This window comes from Sphingomonas sp. NPDC092440 (assembly GCF_044754985.1).
Classification (GTDB): Bacteria; Pseudomonadota; Alphaproteobacteria; order Sphingomonadales; family Sphingomonadaceae; genus Sphingomonas.
The window spans coordinates 1-20648 of sequence record NZ_JBIVQA010000017.1 but is presented as its reverse complement, the minus strand read 5'-3'; the positions used below and the strand labels follow the sequence as shown (position 1 = coordinate 20648).

22 protein-coding genes are annotated in these 20648 nt (G+C 60.4%); 9 read left to right on the top strand and 13 right to left on the bottom strand.

Going from position 1 to position 20648, the window contains the following annotated elements; translation table 11 throughout:
* Positions 1-3: 3 nt before the first annotated feature.
* From ACIQCS_RS21325 to ACIQCS_RS21280, 10 genes are all read right to left on the bottom strand, one after another.
* A complete protein-coding gene (locus tag ACIQCS_RS21325) occupies positions 4-1074 on the bottom strand; it encodes a FecR family protein (RefSeq protein WP_401531680.1) in 1071 nt (356 codons plus the stop codon).
* On the bottom strand, positions 1071-1613 hold the full coding sequence (locus ACIQCS_RS21320; protein ID WP_401531784.1) for an RNA polymerase sigma factor: 543 nt from the start codon (positions 1611-1613) through the stop codon (positions 1071-1073). The genes ACIQCS_RS21325 and ACIQCS_RS21320 overlap by 4 nt, the downstream gene beginning before the upstream one ends.
* A gap of 269 nt (positions 1614-1882) precedes the next feature.
* Complete coding sequence (locus ACIQCS_RS21315; RefSeq protein WP_401531678.1) at positions 1883-2830, bottom strand: nucleotidyltransferase domain-containing protein; 948 nt, start codon at positions 2828-2830, stop codon at positions 1883-1885.
* Between the two features lie 45 nt (positions 2831-2875).
* A complete protein-coding gene (locus ACIQCS_RS21310) occupies positions 2876-3277 on the bottom strand; it encodes a type II toxin-antitoxin system VapC family toxin (protein WP_401531677.1) in 402 nt (133 codons plus the stop codon).
* Positions 3270-3926 (bottom strand): AbrB/MazE/SpoVT family DNA-binding domain-containing protein, encoded by a 657-nt coding sequence (locus ACIQCS_RS21305; protein WP_401531675.1) that lies wholly within the window; start codon positions 3924-3926, stop codon positions 3270-3272. The genes ACIQCS_RS21310 and ACIQCS_RS21305 overlap by 8 nt, the downstream gene beginning before the upstream one ends.
* A gap of 98 nt (positions 3927-4024) precedes the next feature.
* Positions 4025-4693, bottom strand: coding sequence for a RadC family protein (locus ACIQCS_RS21300; RefSeq protein WP_401531673.1), 669 nt, complete (start codon positions 4691-4693; stop codon positions 4025-4027).
* Positions 4597-5067 (bottom strand): hypothetical protein, encoded by a 471-nt coding sequence (locus tag ACIQCS_RS21295; protein WP_401531671.1) that lies wholly within the window; start codon positions 5065-5067, stop codon positions 4597-4599. Before ACIQCS_RS21295 ends, ACIQCS_RS21300 begins: the two co-directional genes overlap by 97 nt.
* Before the next feature lie 55 nt (positions 5068-5122).
* The gene (locus ACIQCS_RS21290; RefSeq protein WP_401531669.1) at positions 5123-5467 is read right to left on the bottom strand and encodes a hypothetical protein; all 345 of its coding nucleotides are present in this window, start codon (positions 5465-5467) and stop codon (positions 5123-5125) included.
* A 488-nt stretch (positions 5468-5955) separates the two neighbouring features.
* On the bottom strand, positions 5956-6519 hold the full coding sequence (locus ACIQCS_RS21285; protein ID WP_401531667.1) for a helix-turn-helix transcriptional regulator: 564 nt from the start codon (positions 6517-6519) through the stop codon (positions 5956-5958).
* An 804-nt stretch (positions 6520-7323) separates the two neighbouring features.
* Positions 7324-7920 carry a DUF3592 domain-containing protein gene (locus ACIQCS_RS21280; protein ID WP_401531665.1) on the bottom strand — a complete coding sequence of 199 codons (597 nt, stop codon included), beginning with the start codon at positions 7918-7920 and terminating at the stop codon, positions 7324-7326.
* Between ACIQCS_RS21280 and ACIQCS_RS21275 the strand changes: the two genes are divergently transcribed.
* Entirely contained in the window at positions 7910-8227 is a 318-nt protein-coding gene (locus tag ACIQCS_RS21275; RefSeq protein ID WP_401531663.1) for a hypothetical protein, read from the top strand. The genes ACIQCS_RS21280 and ACIQCS_RS21275 overlap by 11 nt on opposite strands.
* Positions 8228-8350: 123 nt before the next feature.
* Here ACIQCS_RS21275 and ACIQCS_RS21270 read toward each other — a convergent pair whose 3' ends face one another.
* Together ACIQCS_RS21270 and ACIQCS_RS21265 are read right to left on the bottom strand one after the other, a co-directional pair.
* The gene (locus tag ACIQCS_RS21270) at positions 8351-8956 is read right to left on the bottom strand and encodes an OB-fold nucleic acid binding domain-containing protein (RefSeq protein ID WP_401531661.1); all 606 of its coding nucleotides are present in this window, start codon (positions 8954-8956) and stop codon (positions 8351-8353) included.
* A gap of 217 nt (positions 8957-9173) precedes the next feature.
* On the bottom strand, positions 9174-9449 hold the full coding sequence (locus ACIQCS_RS21265) for an HU family DNA-binding protein (RefSeq protein ID WP_401531659.1): 276 nt from the start codon (positions 9447-9449) through the stop codon (positions 9174-9176).
* 293 nt (positions 9450-9742) lie between these two features.
* On the opposite strand from ACIQCS_RS21265, the gene ACIQCS_RS21260 reads away from it, so the two are divergent.
* Both ACIQCS_RS21260 and ACIQCS_RS21255 read left to right on the top strand, forming a co-directional pair.
* Positions 9743-10660, top strand: coding sequence for a toprim domain-containing protein (locus ACIQCS_RS21260; RefSeq protein ID WP_401531658.1), 918 nt, complete (start codon positions 9743-9745; stop codon positions 10658-10660).
* 42 nt (positions 10661-10702) lie between these two features.
* On the top strand, positions 10703-12721 hold the full coding sequence (locus ACIQCS_RS21255) for a ParB/RepB/Spo0J family partition protein (RefSeq protein WP_401531656.1): 2019 nt from the start codon (positions 10703-10705) through the stop codon (positions 12719-12721).
* A 176-nt stretch (positions 12722-12897) separates the two neighbouring features.
* On the opposite strand, the gene ACIQCS_RS21250 is transcribed toward ACIQCS_RS21255, so the two are convergent.
* Positions 12898-13746 carry a MucR family transcriptional regulator gene (locus ACIQCS_RS21250; protein WP_401531654.1) on the bottom strand — a complete coding sequence of 283 codons (849 nt, stop codon included), beginning with the start codon at positions 13744-13746 and terminating at the stop codon, positions 12898-12900.
* A 180-nt stretch (positions 13747-13926) separates the two neighbouring features.
* On the opposite strand from ACIQCS_RS21250, the gene ACIQCS_RS21245 reads away from it, so the two are divergent.
* The 6 genes from ACIQCS_RS21245 to ACIQCS_RS21220 all read left to right on the top strand — a co-directional run bounded on the left by ACIQCS_RS21245 (position 13927) and on the right by ACIQCS_RS21220 (position 20593).
* A complete protein-coding gene (locus ACIQCS_RS21245) occupies positions 13927-14508 on the top strand; it encodes a hypothetical protein (protein ID WP_401531652.1) in 582 nt (193 codons plus the stop codon).
* Positions 14509-14583: 75 nt separating this feature from the next.
* Entirely contained in the window at positions 14584-15780 is a 1197-nt protein-coding gene (locus ACIQCS_RS21240) for a DUF932 domain-containing protein (protein WP_401531650.1), read from the top strand.
* Between the two features lie 279 nt (positions 15781-16059).
* Positions 16060-16560: a sigma factor-like helix-turn-helix DNA-binding protein gene (locus ACIQCS_RS21235; protein ID WP_401531648.1), complete on the top strand. Its 501-nt coding sequence runs from the start codon at positions 16060-16062 to the stop codon at positions 16558-16560.
* Positions 16561-16848: 288 nt separating this feature from the next.
* Complete coding sequence (locus tag ACIQCS_RS21230) at positions 16849-17667, top strand: hypothetical protein (protein ID WP_401531646.1); 819 nt, start codon at positions 16849-16851, stop codon at positions 17665-17667.
* 600 nt (positions 17668-18267) lie between these two features.
* On the top strand, positions 18268-19734 hold the full coding sequence (locus tag ACIQCS_RS21225) for a hypothetical protein (RefSeq protein WP_401531644.1): 1467 nt from the start codon (positions 18268-18270) through the stop codon (positions 19732-19734).
* A gap of 1 nt (position 19735) precedes the next feature.
* Entirely contained in the window at positions 19736-20593 is an 858-nt protein-coding gene (locus tag ACIQCS_RS21220; RefSeq protein WP_401531642.1) for a hypothetical protein, read from the top strand.
* Positions 20594-20648: the final 55 nt, after the last annotated feature.

Here is a 20648-nt window from a genome sequence, read left to right as displayed (position 1 = left end):
AAATTATGAGGGCGGTCGACACCGCACGACAGAATTTTGTGTGCAGCGCTGCCGAAGGACATAGCCGCCGTCTTCGTATGACACCGCAAGCTTCAGGAATTCGGCGATCTTTTCCGCCACCTGCCGGGTCTCCTGAAGGTGGAACGTACCTGATACGCGGAGCGCCCCGATCTCCCGCGTTTTGACCGAGATCGGCTTGCGCGCATAACGGTTTGCGGCGTCCAGCACGCGCGACAGCGGAACATCGTTGAACGCCTCCACCCCTTCCGGCCACTTCTCGTTGCCAGGCTGAGTGGTTCGTTGGGGCGTGCCATTTTCCGCATCGACATAGAGCTGATCACCGGCAGCCATTCGCGTGAATACGGCGGGCATCGGACGTGGAAGGCCAGGGGAGGCGGACGGCAGGTCGGGCTGGCTTTGGACGTCAAGTGCGCCCTGGACGAGATTGATCGCGACCCGCCGAGTGGGAAGCAACGCCACGTCGAAAACGGTTTCCTGGGCTCTGACGACGGTCGTGTCGGCGCGAACGACAAATGGTCGCTTCTCGCGCGCGACATAGAATCGCGCCCGGCCGTTCATCAATCGGAGTCCGCGCTCGGCGGGCGTATAGGAGGCAAGCACCACGCTGTTGGTGTCGAGGGCGAGGCGCGATCCATCGGATAGGGCGAAGTTGCGGATTTCGCCGACACGCGTGGCGTATCGCGCCTCCATCTCGTGTCCAGTCTCGCTAAGTATATGCATGGTCAGGGCAACACCCGCCCCGCCCACCCCGGTCGCTGCGACGAGGCCAATCAACAATTTGTGCCGAAACGGCCTTTTTGTGATGCGATCCCCTGAATCGGCGCGCGTATCGTCATCGGTCGCGTGTTGAGGAGCATCCTTGAGCAATTTGCCGAGATTAAAAGTTTCCGCGACGCTGTTATATGCGCTGATGTGAAGAGCGCCGCGGGCCAGCCAGGCATTGAAATCCGCGCGCCGCGCATCGGCTTCCGGACCCCGCATGATGGCAAACCACTCTGACGCCTCGTCACGAAGCTGGCTGCGCGAAGGTGTCGGGTTGGATTCGTCGTTCATTCTTGCCCCAACGCGGCGTCGAGATGCGCCAGTGCGCGCGCCACATGATATTGCACCGTGGGGATACTGACCCCCAATCGTTCTCCGATTTCCTTGTAGGTCAGTTCTTCAACGCGATGAAGCAGAAACACCTTCCGGGTCTTTTCCGGAAGCTCATTGAGCGCCTGAGTGTAGATTTTCAGCACTTCGCCAGCCTCGATCCGGTGCGATTGTTCCGGTTCGATTGACGGCTCCAGTTCTTCGACCAGCGGTGCATATTGATAGAGCGCGCGGGTCCGGAGACGGCGTGTCCGCTCGAACAGAAGGTTCTGCGCGATCCGCCTGAGATAATGCCGTGGATCGAGGATTGGACGGCGCGACATTTGATGCGCCAGACGCGCGAACGCCTCGTGGACATAATCGCCGGGCTCGTCGTCGCCGCGCAGGCGGCGCCCGAAAAATGCAGCAAGTCCCCTGGCTTCGCTGCGATACATGCTTTCCAGCGCCTTATGATCACCGTTCTCGGATGTGCGATCGGCATCGCTTACAGGAGCAGCTATTTCGGCGTGCGCAGAACGAGGTCCGCGTGCAGGTGGCGGGGGGCGCATGGTTTCACAGTTCCTCACAAGCGGCAGCAAGCTGTCCCCGGCGAGCCGGAGCGAAGCTTGTGAGGTGGGTCGTCTATGTCTCCGCGGCGGAGATGACGACTACTCGACCCGTATGTCGAGTTCCGATCAACCTGGCAGGGTAATCCTGTGGGCGGCTGCCAACTTTCCAGCCCGTTCTGGCAGTTATGAATCCAAAGAGAGGCATATTCAAGCCCTCGGCTTCATCCGCTTGCCGGCGGCGATCCTTTTGTTGCATCGGCCGCGGCCTTCAATGCGGCTAGGTGCTCGCTACAAACTTCATGCACGATCTTGCCAAGCACCTCGATCCGAGAGCGGATCCAATCAAGTTCTTCGACCGAAATGCTGAAATGCTTGGAATACTGCGCCTTCCGGTAAGCCTCTTTGAGCTTTTGAAACATGGCGCGCTCTGACTTTGTCTTGCGGGGCCATGCATCGAACAAGCGTTTGTCGAGCCTTTCGGCCATTCCACGAAGAAATAAAATATTGGGGTTGTGTGGGGCGTACAAGCTCAGTGTCATAAGAACGCAGCGATACAATCTATCGGTCGCCAAATTATAATCAAAAGCAGTATCTTTATTCCATCCTTTATCATAAGATACGTTTGCTAAGTAGAATCGTCTCATTGCATCAGGAAAGAACTCATCAAAGTTATCTTGTGCTATTGAGTATAATCGCTCAGGGGTCTTGGGTTTTGGGTCGGCGAGTTCGCGGTCGTCGGATTGATAGAGCGCAATGCCGTCCTTTGCGATCTCCATCATCAAAATCCGTCCATGCGAGAGGTCATCATTCACCTCCTGGAGTGTATGGACGATGAAATTGACCGGCGTACGAATGATTTTCTCGATCGAAAACGCGTCGATCAGTCGATATTCGGTCTTCTCCCAATAGGTAGCGCGATCCGTCATCTCTTTCTGATCGACGATCACGAGAATATCGAAATCAGATTTATATTCATTGGGGTCTGACGGCGCATCGACCCAGTCGCCGCGCGCATATGAGCCAAACAAGATGACCTTGAGGATGCGTGCGGATTTGCGTGGACCGGTCGCATTTTCTGTCGCTTCGCGAAACCCCCGAAACAGCATCTCGACGACGCGTTCGAGTTCGCGCTGCTTGACCGCGGGGAGATGATCGAGATCGGTGCGCATATTTTCATTCCAGCATTCGACAGGGTGCTAGCGCAACCCCTGGTTTCACCTGACGACCTCAACCTCGATATCAACATCGAGTTCGCGCCAGGCGTGATCGGTCGTTACCGCCACCGCTCCCTTAGACTGCGCCAGAGCAAGACATGTGCGATCGCCGAGCGACAGGCCGGCCTTGCGGGTATGAGCGCGTAGTGCGCCTCCCAGGTCGGCCTGCTCGCGGTCAACCTCGATGATATCGATATCGAGGTCCCCAAGCATTGTCTTTGCTTCCTCGGCGTCGACCCCGCGATCGACCAATTTGGCGAATACCTCATGGTAGTTCACTGCCGAGACCAACGCGCGGGTAAGGCGCTCCTCGACGCGTTCGGCGCCGGGCTCGCCAAACATGACGCAGAGGAGGGCGGAGGCATCGAGGACATAGAGACGCTCGCTTGTTTCCTCAGTCACGTGATGCCTCGGCGCGACGTTCCGCGATCAACTCGTCCGATACAAGACCATCTTTCGGCGCGAACTCACGCAAGCGCTCCTGCACGCGCCGAAGCGCCGAGCGGGCAGGGCGGATACGCACCTCGTCGCCCTGCATTTCGAACAGTACGGTATCGCCATTTTGAAGGCCAAGGGAGCGTCGGATCTCCGCGGGCAAAGCTATCCGCCCGCCGGCGATTATCCGTCCACGAAGTACGTTCATCGGACCAATCTCATTCTTGGTACTGAGATATTTGTAGTACCACAGGTCGTCCTTGGGCATCAAGAGTACGGAAGTGCTCGAGCCCGGTAGGAGCTCGTCAGAAACCGCGCGATAAAGGACGACCGCGGCATCCAACGCCTTTTCGATCATTTCGCGGGTCGCTTCTGTCAAATGTAGATCGACGCGACGATGGTCACCGTGAGCCGGTTCACGCTTCACGATGCCGAGCTCGGCCAGGCGAGCGGATCGTCGATGGGCATTCGCTGGAACATTGTCGATCGAGAGGCACGATTGAAAGATGGTCCGCCCTTCGGCCTCCGCAAGATAGAGTTGAAGCAGAAGTACCCAATAGGGGCGGGCCGAGAGCTGCTTGCCGATCTTCTGTTCGAGTACTTTATCAAGGCGCATCAAGGCTCTACATGCCGGCGCGCGAAAGGTGACAAGGTCGCCATCCGTCCTGCGGTGGTCGTCGACCGGTGTGCCGATCAGTGGTCTCTGAGGGCGGTTCACAGCAGACCTGCGCGGCGGAAGCTCGTGCAGCCGTTCTTTGCCACAACGAGGTGATCGTGCACGACTATGCCGAGCGAATGCGCTGCACCGACGATGTGTCGGGTTAGTTCGATGTCCGCCTTTGATGGTGCGAGATTGCCGGAAGGGTGATTGTGGGTGAGGATGAGAGCTGTCGCGCCCAGTTCCAGGCAGCGCTTCACGATTTCGCGCGGGTAGGGGTGAACCGCTGAGACGGTGCCGGTCGCCATCACCTCGTCTGCGATCAGCTCATTCGCCGCGTTGAGGAAGAGCACCCGAAATTGCTCGATCGGCTCAAAACCCATGCCGCAGCGAAGATAATCGATCACGGCGGGCTCGGTCGAAAGGATCGGGCGCCGGGCAATCCTGCCGCGTAACATGTGATTGATCACGAACCATACCGAATGAAGGGTCCGTTCGATATCCGGTTCGCTGCCGAGGATGGCGGATCGATCGAACGGTGTTGCCGACAAAGTATCCCCAATCGATCCGAAACGTTCGATGAGGCGCACGGCCAGTTCTGGCGCCCGGTTCGGGTGGGTAATTGCGATCAGGTCTTCCAGGGCTCGTCGACACCCTGGCGTTTCAGCCGTCTGCGATGTCGGAATGTCCCGGCGACCAACATGCCCTGAATAAGCCAGCTCCATAGGGCCGTCGCATTCATATAGGCCTTCCAATGGACACTGGGCGCAATGACTGTGCCGACGTGGATGATCACCTCTGCTGTCAGCAGAGCTGCGACCCACAGGGGCCAGAAGCGTGTGCTTCGAACGGAGATCCATAGAAAAACCCCCAAGACGACTATGTCGATTTCGAGGATGCCGGGTTCGACGTGGTAGAACCGCGTCCCAACTGGGCCGATGACCAGCGCGCTGGTCACCGCCCCGACGAACAGGGTGACCGCCCCGAATCTTTCGGGGCGGCCGCCTTGCAGCAAGCCGTAGGCGGTGCTGGCGATCAGCAGCACCAGGAACGCGTCCTGTCTCGTCGCCAGCGCGAGGAAAGCCTGGAGTCTCGTCATCTCGCTACCGGAGCAGGAGCGACCGGGAATCGTCAATAATTCCGGTGACTAAGCTTTATGCCGCACGCAGGTGTCGGCGCCGCGGCGCCAGTTCGGCCTTGTTGGGCTTGATGAGGTCACCGTAGCTGATTTCAGCAAGGCCGATGTCGTCGCTGGCCTGTTTGAGGTTGGCGTGGGTGATGACGATCTTCCCGCGGGTCCTGGCGATGAGCTTCATCGCAGCGGCGGAGCTCGTGAGCGCTTCCTGGCCGATGACGGCCGAAAGACCGACATCAAGCCGGGCAAGCGGCAGCGCTGCGTTCAGTTCGGCGATCCGTGCTGCCGCGACATCGAGGGCTTCCTCGGCGGCGAAGAGCCTCTCGGCAACATTTCGGGCAATGGCTTGGCGTTGAGCACGCATAGTTTTCCCATTCCCGCCTTCAGGAGCGAAGGCGGGCCTTTTTGCTGGACTGTGACAAGGTTGCTGCGCTGATATCTGGGCAATGCGCCCAGAACTGCGAGCTGGTGAAATCGACGCTTGAAGATGCATCGTTTCCGATCGCGATTGCGATCAGGTGTCTCCCGGAATTCAGGTCATGAAGCTTTCTCCCGCCGGCTCTGAGCAAACGGGGATCCGAGAGGAGAGGCGCGTTTGGCGGCGCTTATAGCCGCCCTCGCGCTTTCCCTGGCTGACCCGTTCGTTCGCTCGAACAATGACGGGACGACGAGACGCCAAATCAGCGAGGCTGCCTAGGTATAGAGAAAACACAAATATTTATATTAATAAAATCAATAATATAGTGAGTTCAGTCGAGCGCTCAGCTGTGCAGGTGGTGCTGTGCCGGCCCGGCTCATCCGCGCGGCTTGTGGTCGAAGGCGGAGGTTTAGCGCGTCCCCGGTCGGGCCGAATCAGTGATTCAGGCTGCTCAAGGAGGAGAGTAGGGATAGGGCCGAGCCAAGGGCAACGAGCGCTGCCGCCGCCATGATCGCGATCGTGTTGAAGGTCACCCTGAGCGAGAAACGATTGGTCGGCTTTCCTCCCACGCGAAGCGGCACGTAGCTGGTGACGGGAAGAGCGCCATCCAAGACCGTATATACTTCCTGCGGCTCAGCGAGGGAGTGAGGGGCCCGTGCATCGTTCAAGCGAGCCACGGCTTCGCCTTCGTCGTCCCGAACTGATATTGCCGGATGTGGCGACGGAGAGAGATCATCGTTCCGCCGTCTGGCGCTACCCAAAGCCTCCCATTCGGTGAATAGCCGACCAACCTGAGACCGATACGGGCCGCCAAGTTCAGTCCGGATGTCGAAGACGATTTTGTTGACAGCCGATTCGCTGAGGTCGGTCCGCTGCGCAATCTCTTTTGAGTTATAGTTGCGGGCGACAAGTCTCAGACACTGTCGCTCACGATCGTCGAGGTCGGCGAAGCACGCCTCGCAATCAGCCACCGTCAATCGGCCAGCGCGTTCTTTCATCTCGACGCCTACTACCACCGCCAACTGGCTCGACGGCACCGAGCGAGATGTCGGCCTACTTCTGCGTAGAATGTCATCATATTGTAACGAATTGCAAGGACCTAATCGGTCCAAATTGGACCTCCCCGCCTCTGTGTCGCAGCTTCCCGCACCAGCCATTTCGTGAAACAAAGTCGGTCCGGCCCGCTTTGCCCAATTATTGAGCAGTTCGCTGCTCGCGGCATCGAGAGCATTGGCGCGATGAGCCGTGCCACGGGCGGCTTCCCCGAGGAGGGCCGGCGAACCTTCTTCAGGGGCAGGGAGAGCTTTTCTCTATGCGCGTCGTGGCGGGTCGACTCGCGTCAGTTGAAGCCTTGGTGGCGGGCCACAATTGACGGGGAAAAGCCGCAGGAATTATGCGGTTTCTCCGCAAGAGCATTGGGAGGCAGCGCAACTGCCCTTTGCTGCCTGGTACGGGCGTCACTGCGATGATCGAGAAAAAGCTATATTTCTCTGTTGGTTAAATTGGAATCCGAGTTTGCGCCAGATCGATCTGGGCGGGCTTTCCGGCCGCCCGGATTTGCGCCCATCAGGGGCATATGATGATTTGGTCGGGCCGCCAGATCTCGGCGGCAGGGGCGTGGAACCCCGTGCAGAGAGCGGCTCCGTTGGAGGTGATGTTGAAAAACATCATCTCCAACGGGGCTTGGCAGCCGCCGATGCGGCGGCGAATCCAGATTGGCGTTTACATAAGTGCGGTGCCGCTCGATGAGGCGGGTAGGGGCTTGGGCCGGCTGAAGGAGCGGTTCACAAAAAAATGGGCGATCAGATTTCGCTTATCGCGGTTGATCGCCGGCTCGACCAGTTCCGCCGCGCCGAGGCCGCCTGGCAGGCGAGGATGAACCCGAACAGGAGCGCGGCGGCAACCGCATCGACATAGGGGAGTAGCTCGGACTCTTCGTTGACGTCGATCTCGGCATGGGTGGGGTCCCGGGGGTCGTATCGGACAGGTACGGACGTCCCTGCCGGCGCGCCGCGGAAACGGCGAGCGCGTACCTCGCTTTCAGCGACAACGTCTTTGGGATCGAGTGAGCCATCCGCCGGGAGCGTGAAGCGATACTTCAGATGGAATTCGACCCCCCATTTATATTCGAGTTCATAATGCTCGATTACGACGCCTTCGGTGTGGTGTGCGTTAGCGAGAAAATCCTGGCGTTGCCGATATTGCTGCTCGACGATGGCGGCGGTTCCGCCTGCAATGAGCAATGCACAAACCAGCCCAATGACGAGGGATGATTTCTCGCGGCGGCGGATTGCCACAGCGGCGACGAGCAGGGCAAACGCGCCAGGTCCGATCAGGATAACCAGCAGAATCGTGATGCCCGGATCAAACAGGTCCAGGGCAAAGATCATGATCATCATGAAGACTGAGGCGAGCCAGGTCCGGGTCAGCCTGCGTGTCAGCGCTGTACGTGGCGCCTCAATGACCTCCAACGCTGAGTTCAGCAACGTGTTAGCCACGTTTCAGCGCGACCAGCTGGAGAATCCCCATGACGAGAAATACGGCGCCGAGCGCGTACAATCCGGGGTGGTGGAAGAAGACGAAATTGATGAACGCGAAGGCGAAATACATAAAGGCGCGTGCCCGGCGATCCATGGCATCTCCCTTCGGTCTCCGGCCGCCTGCTATTCCGGCGACCCCGACATTACCTCGAACGCATTGCTTTGACTGGCAATAAAAATTGCAGCCAATTTGAATTGAACGAAAAATCGATTCCTTATCACGCCTCGGGGCCGGCTCTTGATCTTGCCATCGCCGCAATATTCATCGTCTGGCGGCTGCAATGCCGGGTTAGCGAAAATTCCGCGATTTGACCTTGATGCCTTCGGTCGGCCGCCCTGGAATTATGCCCGACCCGAGCCGCAGGTCGGGGTCGAATAAATCGCGCGCTTTGCGCCCCAGGGCATGCTCGGCCGGATCGCGCGGGTCCGGCCCCATGCCATGCTTCACCACATCGGCCCGCCCGACCGGATAGAGGCCCGCCGCATCACCCCGGTCGCCGATGGTCGCGAGCAGGCCGGAGAGGTCATCGAGCCGTTCGGCCACCACATGGATGACATCGCCCTCGCGCTGCACCTGGCCGCGCACGCCCATCATCGAGGCGCCGAGCACAACCCGGCGATGTTTCTCAAACAATTTGGACCAGACGACGAGATTGGCGATGCCGGTCTCGTCTTCCAGTGTGATGAACATGACGCCTTTGGCCGATCCCGGTTTCTGGCGGATCAGTACGAGGCCTGCGATATCGACCCTCCGCCCGTCCTTCATGTCGAGCAGCGTCCTGCAGGGCACGATCTTCCGACCTGCAAGCTCGTCGCGCAGGAACGACAGCGGATGCGCGCGGAGCGAAAGTCCGGTGGTACGATAATCCTCCACCACCTCCTCGCCCGCCTTCATCCAAGAATCCGCAGGCCAACCCATAATCGGGTAATCTTAATGCTTTGCATCCAGTTTGCCGTAGCGCGTGGGCTGGCTGTCGGCCCCTGATATCCTGCTGTTGGTCGAACCGTTACGACGTGCGTTAGGTTGAAATCGAGGAAGTTGTCCTGGCCCGCTTCAACACGGCGCCGATGCGATCCCGGCCGTGGTCACGACCGGGATCGCCGCTCGAAAATCAGCCGTTCAGGCGATCCTTCACGACCTTGGACGGGTGGAAGGCAAGTTTCTTCGCAGCCTTGATCTTGATGGTTTCGCCGGTCGCCGGGTTGCGGCCTTCGCGCTCGGCGGTTTCCTTCAGCTTGAACTTCCCGAAGCCGTTGAGTGACACTTCGCCGCCCGCGGCCACCGCGTCGGTGATCGCGGCGAACACGGCGTCAACCAGCTTGCGCGCATCGGTCTTGGTAATGCCGTGTGAGGCGGAAATCGTTTCCGCAAGATCGGCATTGGTCATCGATATTCTCCCTCGGGAATCAGTGGGTGAGCGCTCCTTGCCGAGTGCATGATTGGCGTCACGCTTTGCGCGACGGGCAAGACGGCAGAAAAACAGTCACCTGATGAACGTTGCCGCGCATCGGAACCGCCTGTCCTCGTCCGGGCAGGGGAGTGGGAGATAGTAGGGCGCGGAAGCCTGCGGCGCTGCCTGCTTTGTGGGTCTGCTTGCGCTTCAAACCCCGTCTCACGCGCTGTGGCTCGGCCAAGCGGTTGCACATCGCTGCCGCACTGCACTTGTCAAAGGAATGATCGATGGCAGATCATGTCTTTCGAACTGGAAATGCCGAGCTTGAAGCGCTGGGCCGCCAGGTGGTCCAGCGCCTTGGCGGCATCTGGAAGCCGGGGGGTGGCATGTGCCGCTGTCCTGCTCATCCCGACCAGCATCCGAGCTTGTCGGTGAGGGTCGGCGACCACGCCTTGCTCTTCAAATGCTTTGCCGGGTGCGACACCCGTGACGTTATTCGTGCAATTCTTCTGCTCGACAAAGATGCACTGCATCATGGGCACGGATCACCTGAACCGGGCTCGGCACTAGGTAGCGATTTCGCCGGCCGGTTGCGCGCCCTTCAGATCTGGGACGGAGCGCGGCCGATCGCTGGGACGATCGCCGAGCTTTATCTGCGGCGTCGGGGTATATCGATCCTGTCGCCGGCGCTCCGCTTTCATCCGCGGACGCCGTTGGGCCGCGGCGATGACGTCGATTTTCGGCCAGCCATGATCACTGCGCTCCACGATCACGGACGTTTCGTTGCCATTCAGCGGACCTTCTTCGAGAGCGGCGAGCCTCGCCGTGCGCGCGATCTCGACAATTCGCGCCGGATGCTCGGACGCCCGTTTCGCGGCGCGGTCGTGCTGGCACCGGCTACCCATGAGCTCGGGCTCGCCGAGGGCATCGAGACCGCCATGTCGGCGATGGTCGTGCACGATATGCCCGTTTGGGCGACGCTCGGAAATGAGCGGATGGCGCATGTCGCGCTTCCCGTCACGGTGACCCGGCTCTTTCTCTTCCCCGACAATGATGTCGCCGGCGAGATCGGTGCGGCCGAAGCGATGGCGGCTCATGCGCGGCCGGGGCGCTCGATCAAAACGCTGTGGCCGCCCGATGGCTATAATGACTGGAATGACCTCCTTCGGGAGGGAGGGAAGGGAGTGGGGGATTGGTGGCGGTGAGTGGCCTGACGGTCGGGCTCACGCCGCCAGGAGACTCTGATCATGAACGATCTTCCCATCCTCGTCCCCGCGGCGAACCTCACCAAATCGCCGGGCAATGTCCGAAAGGCGAGCGACGCGTACGCCGACGCCCAGCTCGAGGCGAATATCGCCGCAAAAGGCGTACGCCAGAATCTGATCGGCGTGCCGGTATCGCGCAAAAAGGGGCATTATCGCATCATCGCGGGCGGTCGCCGGCTCGATGCCGTGCACCGCCTGATCGAGAAGGGCGTGTTCGGTCCGGACTATGCACTGCCGGTCCTCGTGCTCGGCGATGCCAATGACGTCGTCGAAACCAGCCTCGCGGAGAATTTCTTCCATCTCACCATGAACCCCGCAGATACCTGTCGCGCCTTCCAGGATGTCATCAAGGCCGAAGGCAAGACGCCCGAAGAGGTCGCGATCAGGTTCGGCCTCACCGAGCGGTTCGTGCGCAGCCGGTTGAGCCTCGCCGATCTCGCCGACCCGGTGTTCGATGCGTTGCGCAACGGCGAAATCACGCTCGGCGTGGCCATCGCCTACGCCAGCGGCAGCAGCGATCGCGAGCGCCAGGCCGAGGTCTTCGAAGCGCTCAAGGGGAGCTATTACCGCTCGAACGCCGACCATATCCGGCGTGAACTGGCGCAAGGCACCTATGTCGGCAGTGATCCCAAGGCGCAGCTCGTCGGGCGCGATGCTTATCAGGCGGCCGGCGGTCGGTTCCACGGCGACCTCTTCACCGATGCCGCGACCGAGCGCTGGATCGATGGCGGGATCCTCGATCAACTCGCTGCAGACAAACTCGCCGCCGCCGCCGAGGCCCTGCGCGAACGCGAGGGTTTTGGTGAGGTTCGCGTACTGTCCAGGGCCCAGGTCGGCTATAGTGACACCTGGGGCATGCGGCCGGTTACCGGCGAGCAGCCCGAGCTCACGCCTGAACAGGCAGCGCGGATCGAGGCGATCGAGGTCGAACTCGATGCGGCCCGCGAGGCTTATGACGCGACCGACGACGATGACGAGTCGGAACAATATGCGCAGGTGATCGAGCTGCTTGAAGCGGATCTGGACGAAATCGAGAATCGCGCGCCGATCCTCACTGACGAGGAGAAGGCCGGAACCCTCGCCTTTCTCGTGATCGGCCACGATGGGACGCCGCGCATCCACGAGCAGCTCTATGTCCTCCCGGTCGATGACGACGGATCGAGCGCGGAAGATGATGGCGAGGAGGGCGACGAGGGTGACGACACCGGCGAGGCGGCCGATGCCGATCGCAAGCCGGTCGTCGCCTATAGTCAGCGCCTTACCCATGAGCTCGCTGAGATGAAGGCCGAGATGCTCCGCGTGCATGTCGCGAGCGACCCGCGCTTCGCGCTCGATCTCATGACTTTCTGGATGGCTGACAAGGCCACCCGCAACTACGGGGTCTATGATCTCGCAACCGAACTCAGGGCCGATGCGGCATCGTCGCCTCTGGCCGGCTATGAGAGCAATACGCCCGCCGGCGAGCAATGGGAGAAGCTCGGCGAGGCACTCGATCGGTCCTGGGTCGATGTCGGTGACTGTGCTGAGCGCTTCGATGCCTTTCGCGCCCTCGACGATGGTGCCCGCGCCGCCTGGCTCGGCTGGCTAGTTGCGCGGACGATCGTCGCCGTACCCGCCGGATCGTCGGGCGAGGCGCTGATCGATCACCTCGGCACAAAACTGGAGATTGATGTCGCGCTCTGGTGGCGCCCGACGGCGACCAATTATTTCGACCGTATCAGCAAGGGCGCGATCCTTGCCCATCTCGAAACGATCGGCGGGAAGGCGCTCGCCAGTCGCTACGGCGCGTCGAAAAAGCATGAGCTGGCGAGTTCGGCCGAAAAGATCTTCGCCGGAACCGTGCCGATCGAGCCCGAGATCCGCGAGGCGGCGCTCGCTTGGGTGCCCGATGTCATGCGCTTCACGCATGTCGCCGATATTGACGAAAGCCAAACCGAGGCCGAGCCCCTGAGCGATGTTGTCGAGGCCAAGCTGGATGAGGCGACCGCCGAGGCTGCCTGATCTCGCCGCCTGACAATTCGGGGTCGTGGTCATCGCCACGGCCCCGCTTTTATGTTGCTTCTTCGTGCGCCGTCGGTCCCGCCGACGTGATACCCGACCGCAGCATGAGCGCACGCGCGTGAGCGGCGATTAGGGTCCGCAGCATGACAAAGATGCTGCCGCGGACCCATTATATATTACGCTTTGCCGGACTCGCCCTTGAAGCGCGGACGCAATGTCGCACGCTTCTTCGGCGCCTTCGCTTCGACCGAGGCGAGGTCGGCGGTCACAGACGCTGCGGGCTTTGCCGCTGCCGCCTTCTCGCGCGGCTTGCGCGCTGGCTTGTCGGCCTCATTCTTCACCGGAGCAACGGTCGGTGCGGGTGCTGCCTCAGCAAGGACCGCCGGGGTCGCCGCTGGTTTGGATTTCGCCTGTTTGGTCGGTGCCTTCCGTTTGATTACCGCCGGCTCCTTCGCTTCCGCCTTCGCGGCGCGGACTGACTTCTTGGCCGGAGCCGCTGCCGGTGACTCTGCCTTGCCGCGGGGGGCCTTCACGACGGGCTTATCAGCGGCGACGGCAACGGCCGGTGCACTCGCGGTCACAGGCGCAGCAACCTTGGCAGGTGCAACGGTCGTCTCGACCTTGACCGCGGGCTTGCGGCCGAGCCCAAGACGTTGGGCGACTTCACGGCGCGATGCCGAATAATTCTCCGCGACCAGAGGATAGTCATGCGGCAATTTGTAACGCGCGCGATATTGCTCGACCGTCAGGCCGTGCGTCGAGATATGACGCTTCAGCGTCTTGTACGGCTTGCCGTCGATCATACTCAGAATATGATCAGGTGAGGCGAGGCTCTTGCGCACCGACGTTGCGGCCACGAACTCTTCCGCCGCTGGTACCGCCGGTGTCGCTTCGCCGATGAGCGCCTTGCGCGTCGTTTCGATCAGTGCAGCGAGGTCGGCCGCCGGCACATTGTTGTTCGACACATAGGCGCTCAGCAATGACACGGTCATCGCCATGACATCGGGTTGAACCGTCTCGGTCATCAATATTCCTTGTTCGAGAAGAGAGGGAGAATGAGGGAATTGTCAGTGCCGCAGGGATGATTGCACAACAATGAATGTAATTCTGCCAATTTCCGCCCGCTGAGTCAAAGGGAGAGGAGGTGGGCCGGTTCCAGTAGGCGTGCCGAATAGGTCTGCGCGCTGTTTAAATGGAGCGATGTCATGAAGAACCACCGCGATGAGTTTCGCCCTCTTCCAGATCAGCAACGTCGCTCGCCGCGGCTTCATCCTGACCCAATAGCCGAGCCCGATGATGATATGTGGCGGGCGCTAATCGACTTTCGTGCGCGGCATGGTCACCAATGGAAAAACAAGCTCACAATCAAGTGGATGACTGGCGAGGATGAACGCGAACCGCACAGCGTAGGGCTGCGCCGGGTTCGCAATCATCTCGGTCCATTCTGGCTGATGGGACTTGCAAAACCGGCGCTCGACCTTGCCGCACGCCGGATCATCAATCTCGCATTGCTCCCTGAAATGGCGGCAACCATCCTCCCGGGAGAAGGCACGCCGATCGTGATCAAGCGCGGCGAGATGGGCTATTGGCCCATGCCGGACGGAATGACCGTTGACAGCATCAATGCCGCGTTCGAGGCAACGGCCCCACAGGTCGCCGCGATGAGCGCCGGCTCGATATTTGGATGGCATGTGCCCGGCGCGAACCCCAATATCTACGATACCGATGGCAATATCACTCGGGCGAAGGATGTTCGATCGACCGACGATCGCGACGACGCTGACTGAAGCGGGAGGGAAGGGGGCGGGAGGTGATTGCCGGTCCGGAATTTGGTCCGGGCCGCGCAATCAAAGGATTTTCCCATGACCATCATCGCCGAAGCGATCGACACACCTGCCGCCTCAGGCGCCTATCGTGTCGACATTTCCCGCGGTCAGAACATCGGCCGTGTTTCCTCGGAATGGTTCACCCGTCCCGATGACGAGAAGTTCCTGGCGCTCGATGATCTCTATGCGAGCGTGCGGCAGCGCGCCGAGACAGCCACGACCCGTGTCGTCGAAAGCAAGGAGATACGGGTCGAGGCGAAGATGGATGATGCCGAGCGCCTGACCTTCATCATTCCCGATGAGGAAGAGCCGCTCGCGCCGACCAACTGGTCGTTCCGTCAATTGTCGACGCTTGTTGGCGCGCCTGCTTCCTATCTGCGGACATTGCCCGCCGCGCTCGCCGGCATAAACCTCCAGCACGGTCTCCTCAATCATCGCGGGGAGCAGGTGAAATTGCTCAAGACCGGCGATGGCCGTGCCGAACTGCGCGCGGTTACCGGGCCCGACTACGGGCGGATCTGGGATCATGAACTGGTCGCCGCGGTGATGAAGATCGCCGGCAACGGCGTCAGCGATACGCGTTGGAAGGTGCCCGGCGTGCTCGACTGGCGGTCGATGCACTATAATCCTTATGTCGATGTCACGCGCGACACGACGACGCTTTATGCGTCCGACAGAGACGTGTTCGTATTTTTGGTCGACGACACGCATCCGATCGAGGTCGGGAAACTGCCGAACGGCGATCCCGATCTCTATTTCCGTGGGTTCTATACGTGGAATTCGGAAGTCGGGTCGAAAACATTGGGAATTGCGACATTTTACCTCCGCGCGGTGTGCGCCAACCGTTGCCTATGGGGCGTCGAAAATTTCGAGGAGATCTCGATCCGCCATTCGAAATTCGCGGCCAATCGCTTTGCCTATGAAGCCGCCCCGGCGCTCGAAACGTTCGCGGAATCCTCCGCGAGAAGCTTTGTTGAAGGCATCAATTCCGCACGTGCCCGCATCGTCGCGCGGAACGACGAGGATCGCGAGAGCTTCTTGCGCAAGAACGGTTTTTCGAAGAGCGATACCGTCCGAATCATTCGCCAAGTGCTGGACGAAGAAGGCCATCCGCCGACGAGCCTGTTTGATTTCGTCCAAGGCATTACCGCCCATGCGCGCAGCAAACCCAATCAGGACGTCCGCCTCGACATCGAAGGCAAGGCACGCAAGCTCTTCGCACGCGCCGCCTGATGAAGGCACGAGCGCAATTGTAACCGCATTGTTACCACGACGGCGTCGGCCGAGTCAGGCGCCGTCATTTTCGCCGTCATCGTGTCACGGCGTCATGCTGTTACTTCCCCATGCGGCAACTACGCGGGCACCGCGCATGCCCCGTGCGTCTCATGGTGCAGGAGCGTTTGCCCGGACCGACCAACTCTTGCCTTGGTGACCTGTCGATATTCGCAAAAAGGGGGAGGGGGTGGGGCATGGTCGGCCGGTGAATTGGCACCGGTGAACCGGAGACCTGTCATGGCAACCGATCGTGAAGCCCGTGAGCTCCTCGCCGCGGCGCTCGACCTATTCAACGACCGTCCGAATTTTGGCCTACGGCGCGACCCGCAACAAACCAGTTACCGGCTAGCGGCTCGTATTTCGGCGTGGCTTTCGGTATGGAGCGATGCGCCTCATCCCGCAATCGCGGTCGCGCGCGATCGATGGGACAAGGTCGATTTCCTGCGGGTCGACGGGGACGAGCGCATCGTCGAGCACAGGGCTGATGGTTATTGGGTTCGCGCTTGGATTCGGATCGCCTTGTCCAATGTCGGCGAAATGGCTCCGGAGCTCGCAGCGCGTTATCGCGATGCGTGCGAGGCTTTGCCCGAGCCGTCGCGCTCGATCCTTGCCGCGCATCAGCAGGACGGCCTTGATTACCGCGCGGTCGCGTCGCGCTTCGACATCACAGTCGATGAGGTTGAGCGCCATATCGCCAGCGCACTGATCGGGCTCGTCAAGGCCCTCGGCAAGCTGTGACTGCTCCGCTGCGATGCAGCAGATGCGCCTTCACATGCCGCGCAGCGGTCGCATCTGACCTCCGCTATGTCGACGGGCCTTGGGGAGATTGTCGTCATTCCCGGCCAGCGTCGAAAGTAGGCTATCAGCCGAATATCGGACGTTCCAGAATAGAGCAAACTCCGGTAGGCAACAGGAATGGCTGGCCGGTAGCTGCGTAACGGCTAAGCAGTGTTAGCGGACATCGCGCTTCCAGCCGCAAAGACTGCGCGAACCATGATAGGTTCCCGCCTTATTGAGGGGGTATCCATGCAGAAGCGAACGCTTGCGGAAATAGCCGCAACATGCGTTGTCGTCGTGGTCGGGTTTTGGATCTGGTTCCGACCGGCGCCGCACGTGGCGCTGGCGCCTCCGGCCCGTATTTCCCAGCCCGGTTTGACGCTCTGGCTCGCCGGAGATCAACCAAGGCCGGGCTCAGTTTATAGGGTCTGGACGGCAGATGGCGTCGGTCGCGCCGATCTCATTTCCAACATGATCGCCGATCGTATTACACCAGTGCGCGGTGCGGCGGCCGATGTTTCCGTCCTGATCAACGATGCACGTTTACTCCAGGCGACGGCAACTCTAACAAGCGCTTTCAACGCGAAGGTCGGTGCCGATATCGGAAAAAGCGGATCGACCACGCTCGCGACCAAGGGCACCGAGGTGTTCCGTATCCCGGATCGCAGCGACTTTCTCGTTACGCTCCAAGCTTGGGACGGAGCCAAGAAAAAGGATGAGCGCGAGGCCAATCTCTTCTCGGAAATCCGGCATCCCGTGCTCGGCAGTTTGGAGCCCGACCCAACGGAAGGGGCTCGCTACGTCGTGACGGAAGTCAGACGTGTCGCGCAGTTCAAGTACGAAGTTTTGAGCCGCGAGCGGGATCGGGCCGGATTTGACTGCAAGGAGGGCGGTGACGGTAGAGGCTGCGGCACTATTGGCGTCGGTAGCAATCTTCGAGCGGTTGACGGCCGAGAAGCGCATGAACCGCTGGTGGCTTTCGTCGCGCTGAAGCGGATTGGGTACAAGAACGGTGCGCTCTATTACGATCCGATTCACGAAGCCCCCGTGGTCATCGCCGGGAACTGATCTGCCGGTGAAGCAGCCCGGCGGAGACGAAAGAGTGGGGTGGATCGTAAGCCAATCAAGGCGCGGCATTCGATTGTCACGGCGTCGCTGCACTTCCCTCTAGCCGGTCGTATCGCCAACTTGGGGACGGCAGCAAAATCACAGGCGCGGTTGTGATTTGAGCGTCCGGTTACAGCTGAGGAAAAATCTCGGTCGATCGGCGGCTATCGTATGTTCACCTCGCTGAGCTTCTTGTGCGGCCACGCCGTGCAAGTGATCGACGACCGCGCTGTTGCCAAGCGCACCTCGGCGGAATTCCGCTCGCCAGCTTGGATCACGCGGCTGGGGGCGCTTCAGCCTATCTCCTAAACAGAAAACGTCCAGATTTTTTCATGTCTCTCATTCTCCGTTGAGCGATATGAGATGTAAAGTTATACAGAAGCCGCACGAAGATTGTGCCGAATCGAAGCCAAAGCGTGTTGGCATCGCCGTTCAACATTTCAACCATTTTGGATGTATTTTCGGATCCAGATTATTGGGTGGCTGCTGCAGAGATTAGTTGGACGACTTCAAATTCGATTGTAAGATGCTCACGCACTGGTCTGCTTTGGGGGAAGCGTCATGACAAATAGCGGTGCGCGACGTCGCGTCCTGGTTTTGGCCTGTCTTAGCCTGCTGATGACCACAACAGCCTGTGTGACCGTTGATCTGCCCGATCGGCACAACGGAGCGATCATCAACCCCAACGCAAGCAACAATCCTGCGAAATATAGTGAGGCGATGGAGAATCTGCAGACCGCGCGCAGCAAACTTCTGTCTCATGCCCGAACACTCGAGGCCTATGACGCTGCGACACGCGTAGTCGTTATCGCCGGCGTGACAGGGGCCGGCATCGTTGCCTCAACCCAGACGAAGCCAGCACGCGATATCGGCAAATTTCTGACTGGTGCGGCTGTTGGCTTCATCGCAAACCAAAACGTCAACCCGGTCGCGATCTCCCAAGTCTACCGTGCAGGCGTCACCAATCTCGAGTGCATTCGCGCAGCGGCGTTGCGCGCACATGGCGATGTCGACGGCGTGCGGTTCGACATTGCCAGATTTCCCAACCTTGAAGCCGATGTCGAGAGTGCGATCGCCACGCTTGAGCAGGACATCACCGAGATCGAGGCGCTTCCGCTGACGACCAGCATTCTCGACATGCAGGCGACGCTCGAGAACACCCACGACGCTGTCAAGGCTGCGCGGGTATCATTGCGGGAACTGCGCCGATTTAACGCGGACAGCGCAAACGATACGCTCGTCGGGGAGCGGGTGCTTGCCGGTGTCTCCGGGACGATGGACATCGTCAATTTCCAGGCACAGCAGCGCACGCCGGATGTCGCAGCAATCTTCCAGTCCGGCGCAATCTTCAGCAGCGTGTTCACGCAAGGTGCCGACTGGACCACCCAAATCGCCAATGCGAGGTCGACCATCAGCGGCGCATTTGACAAACTGCAGAGCGTCCGAACAAAGGACGGCGAGACCCAAAAGGCGGAGTTGAAGGAACGCCTGATACGTCATGCGCTGGCGCTTAAGGTAGCCCTGAACCGAGTTCCCGATCTGTCGGTCGAAGGCGGACTGACCACCATCTCCCAATGCCGCACGATCATTAGTGTCCTGCAGCCCGTGACCGTGTCGCCGAACCCGATCGCACTTACCGCAGGCGGCGACGCTGTCACGATGAAGCTCGGAGGGACTGGACCCCATGCCGCAGAGGGTCTGCCGACCCTAGTAAGCTTTGACCCAACCTCCTCAAAGCTCAAGGCTGCAGATGCTGCCCCAGCCGGCGATTATTCGATCCACTTTGTTGATCGGAACGGTGTGGCCTCGCCAGATATTCAGCTCAAGGTCACCGCGAAGGCGGCGGGTCCCGCAGCCGCACCGGCCGCAGCTCCTGTTGCGGCCGCCGACGCGCCGGCTGCTCCTGCCGCTCCCGCTCCCGCTCCCGCTCCTGCTCCTGCTGTCGCTGCACCCGCTGCCCCGGTTGTGCTCGGCGGGCCGCCGCCAACGCCACCAAAGGCGGACGACTCCAAGCCGAAGCCGAAGTGAGATGGCGCGCGGCACCCGTATTGCCCGGCGCCCTCAAGGCGGAGCCGGATATGCCTATGGCTTTGCTGCCTTCGCGCTCTTGGTCGGGCTCGTCCTCCTGCCTGCGCTCCTGCGTTTCTCCGCTCCGAAGGTCTTCGCGCACTGGGATCCGACAGCGCGGCAGCTTGTCCTCGCCAGCACGCTTGGTGGGCTTGCCGCACTGACCGCCGGATTGGGATTGTCGATGCGCGATGATCCGTTGGCCATCCTGACAGCGGGCAGCAACCGTTACAGTCTCTCCAGACTGCAAATGGCTCTCTGGAGTTGGCTGATCCTGTCCGCCGTCATCGCTGTTGCGATATGCCGTTCCTGGGGGTTCGGCGGTGCCACATCAGGCACTGCGCTGCTCGTCGAACTGGATCCCAATCTTCTTGCGGTCATGGGGCTCAGCTACTTTACCGCCGTCGCCACGCCAGGTCTGCTTTCCCTCAAGTCCGTCGGTCCCGACCAGCCAATCGCGCCGGTCATCAATCGACCGAATGAAGAGCCGCTCGGAGTCTGTGGCCGGCTCGTCTATCGTCCGTCGAACTTCAAAGCCCGACTGATCGATTTGATCGAGGGGGATGAGGCGAGCAATCGCGGGTCGATCGATCTGTCGAAACTTCAACAACTCATCATCACGTTCACCCTGGTCGCGGTTTATGCGATGATGCTCTTCCAGATGTTTGCCGGCAGCGAGTTCGTCATCTCGGCCGCTGGTACGGAAAAGGGATTCACCAAATTACCGCCTTTTTCGACCGCGCTCCTCGAACTGCTTGTCAAAGGGCCCCGAACTTTCCGCAGATGTGGGCGCTTAAAATTCCCTATGCTGGCGGTTTGAGCTATGCGGTGATCAGCCGTATTCGGGATCGGGTTTTCCTTTCGTTGGCGGGCGG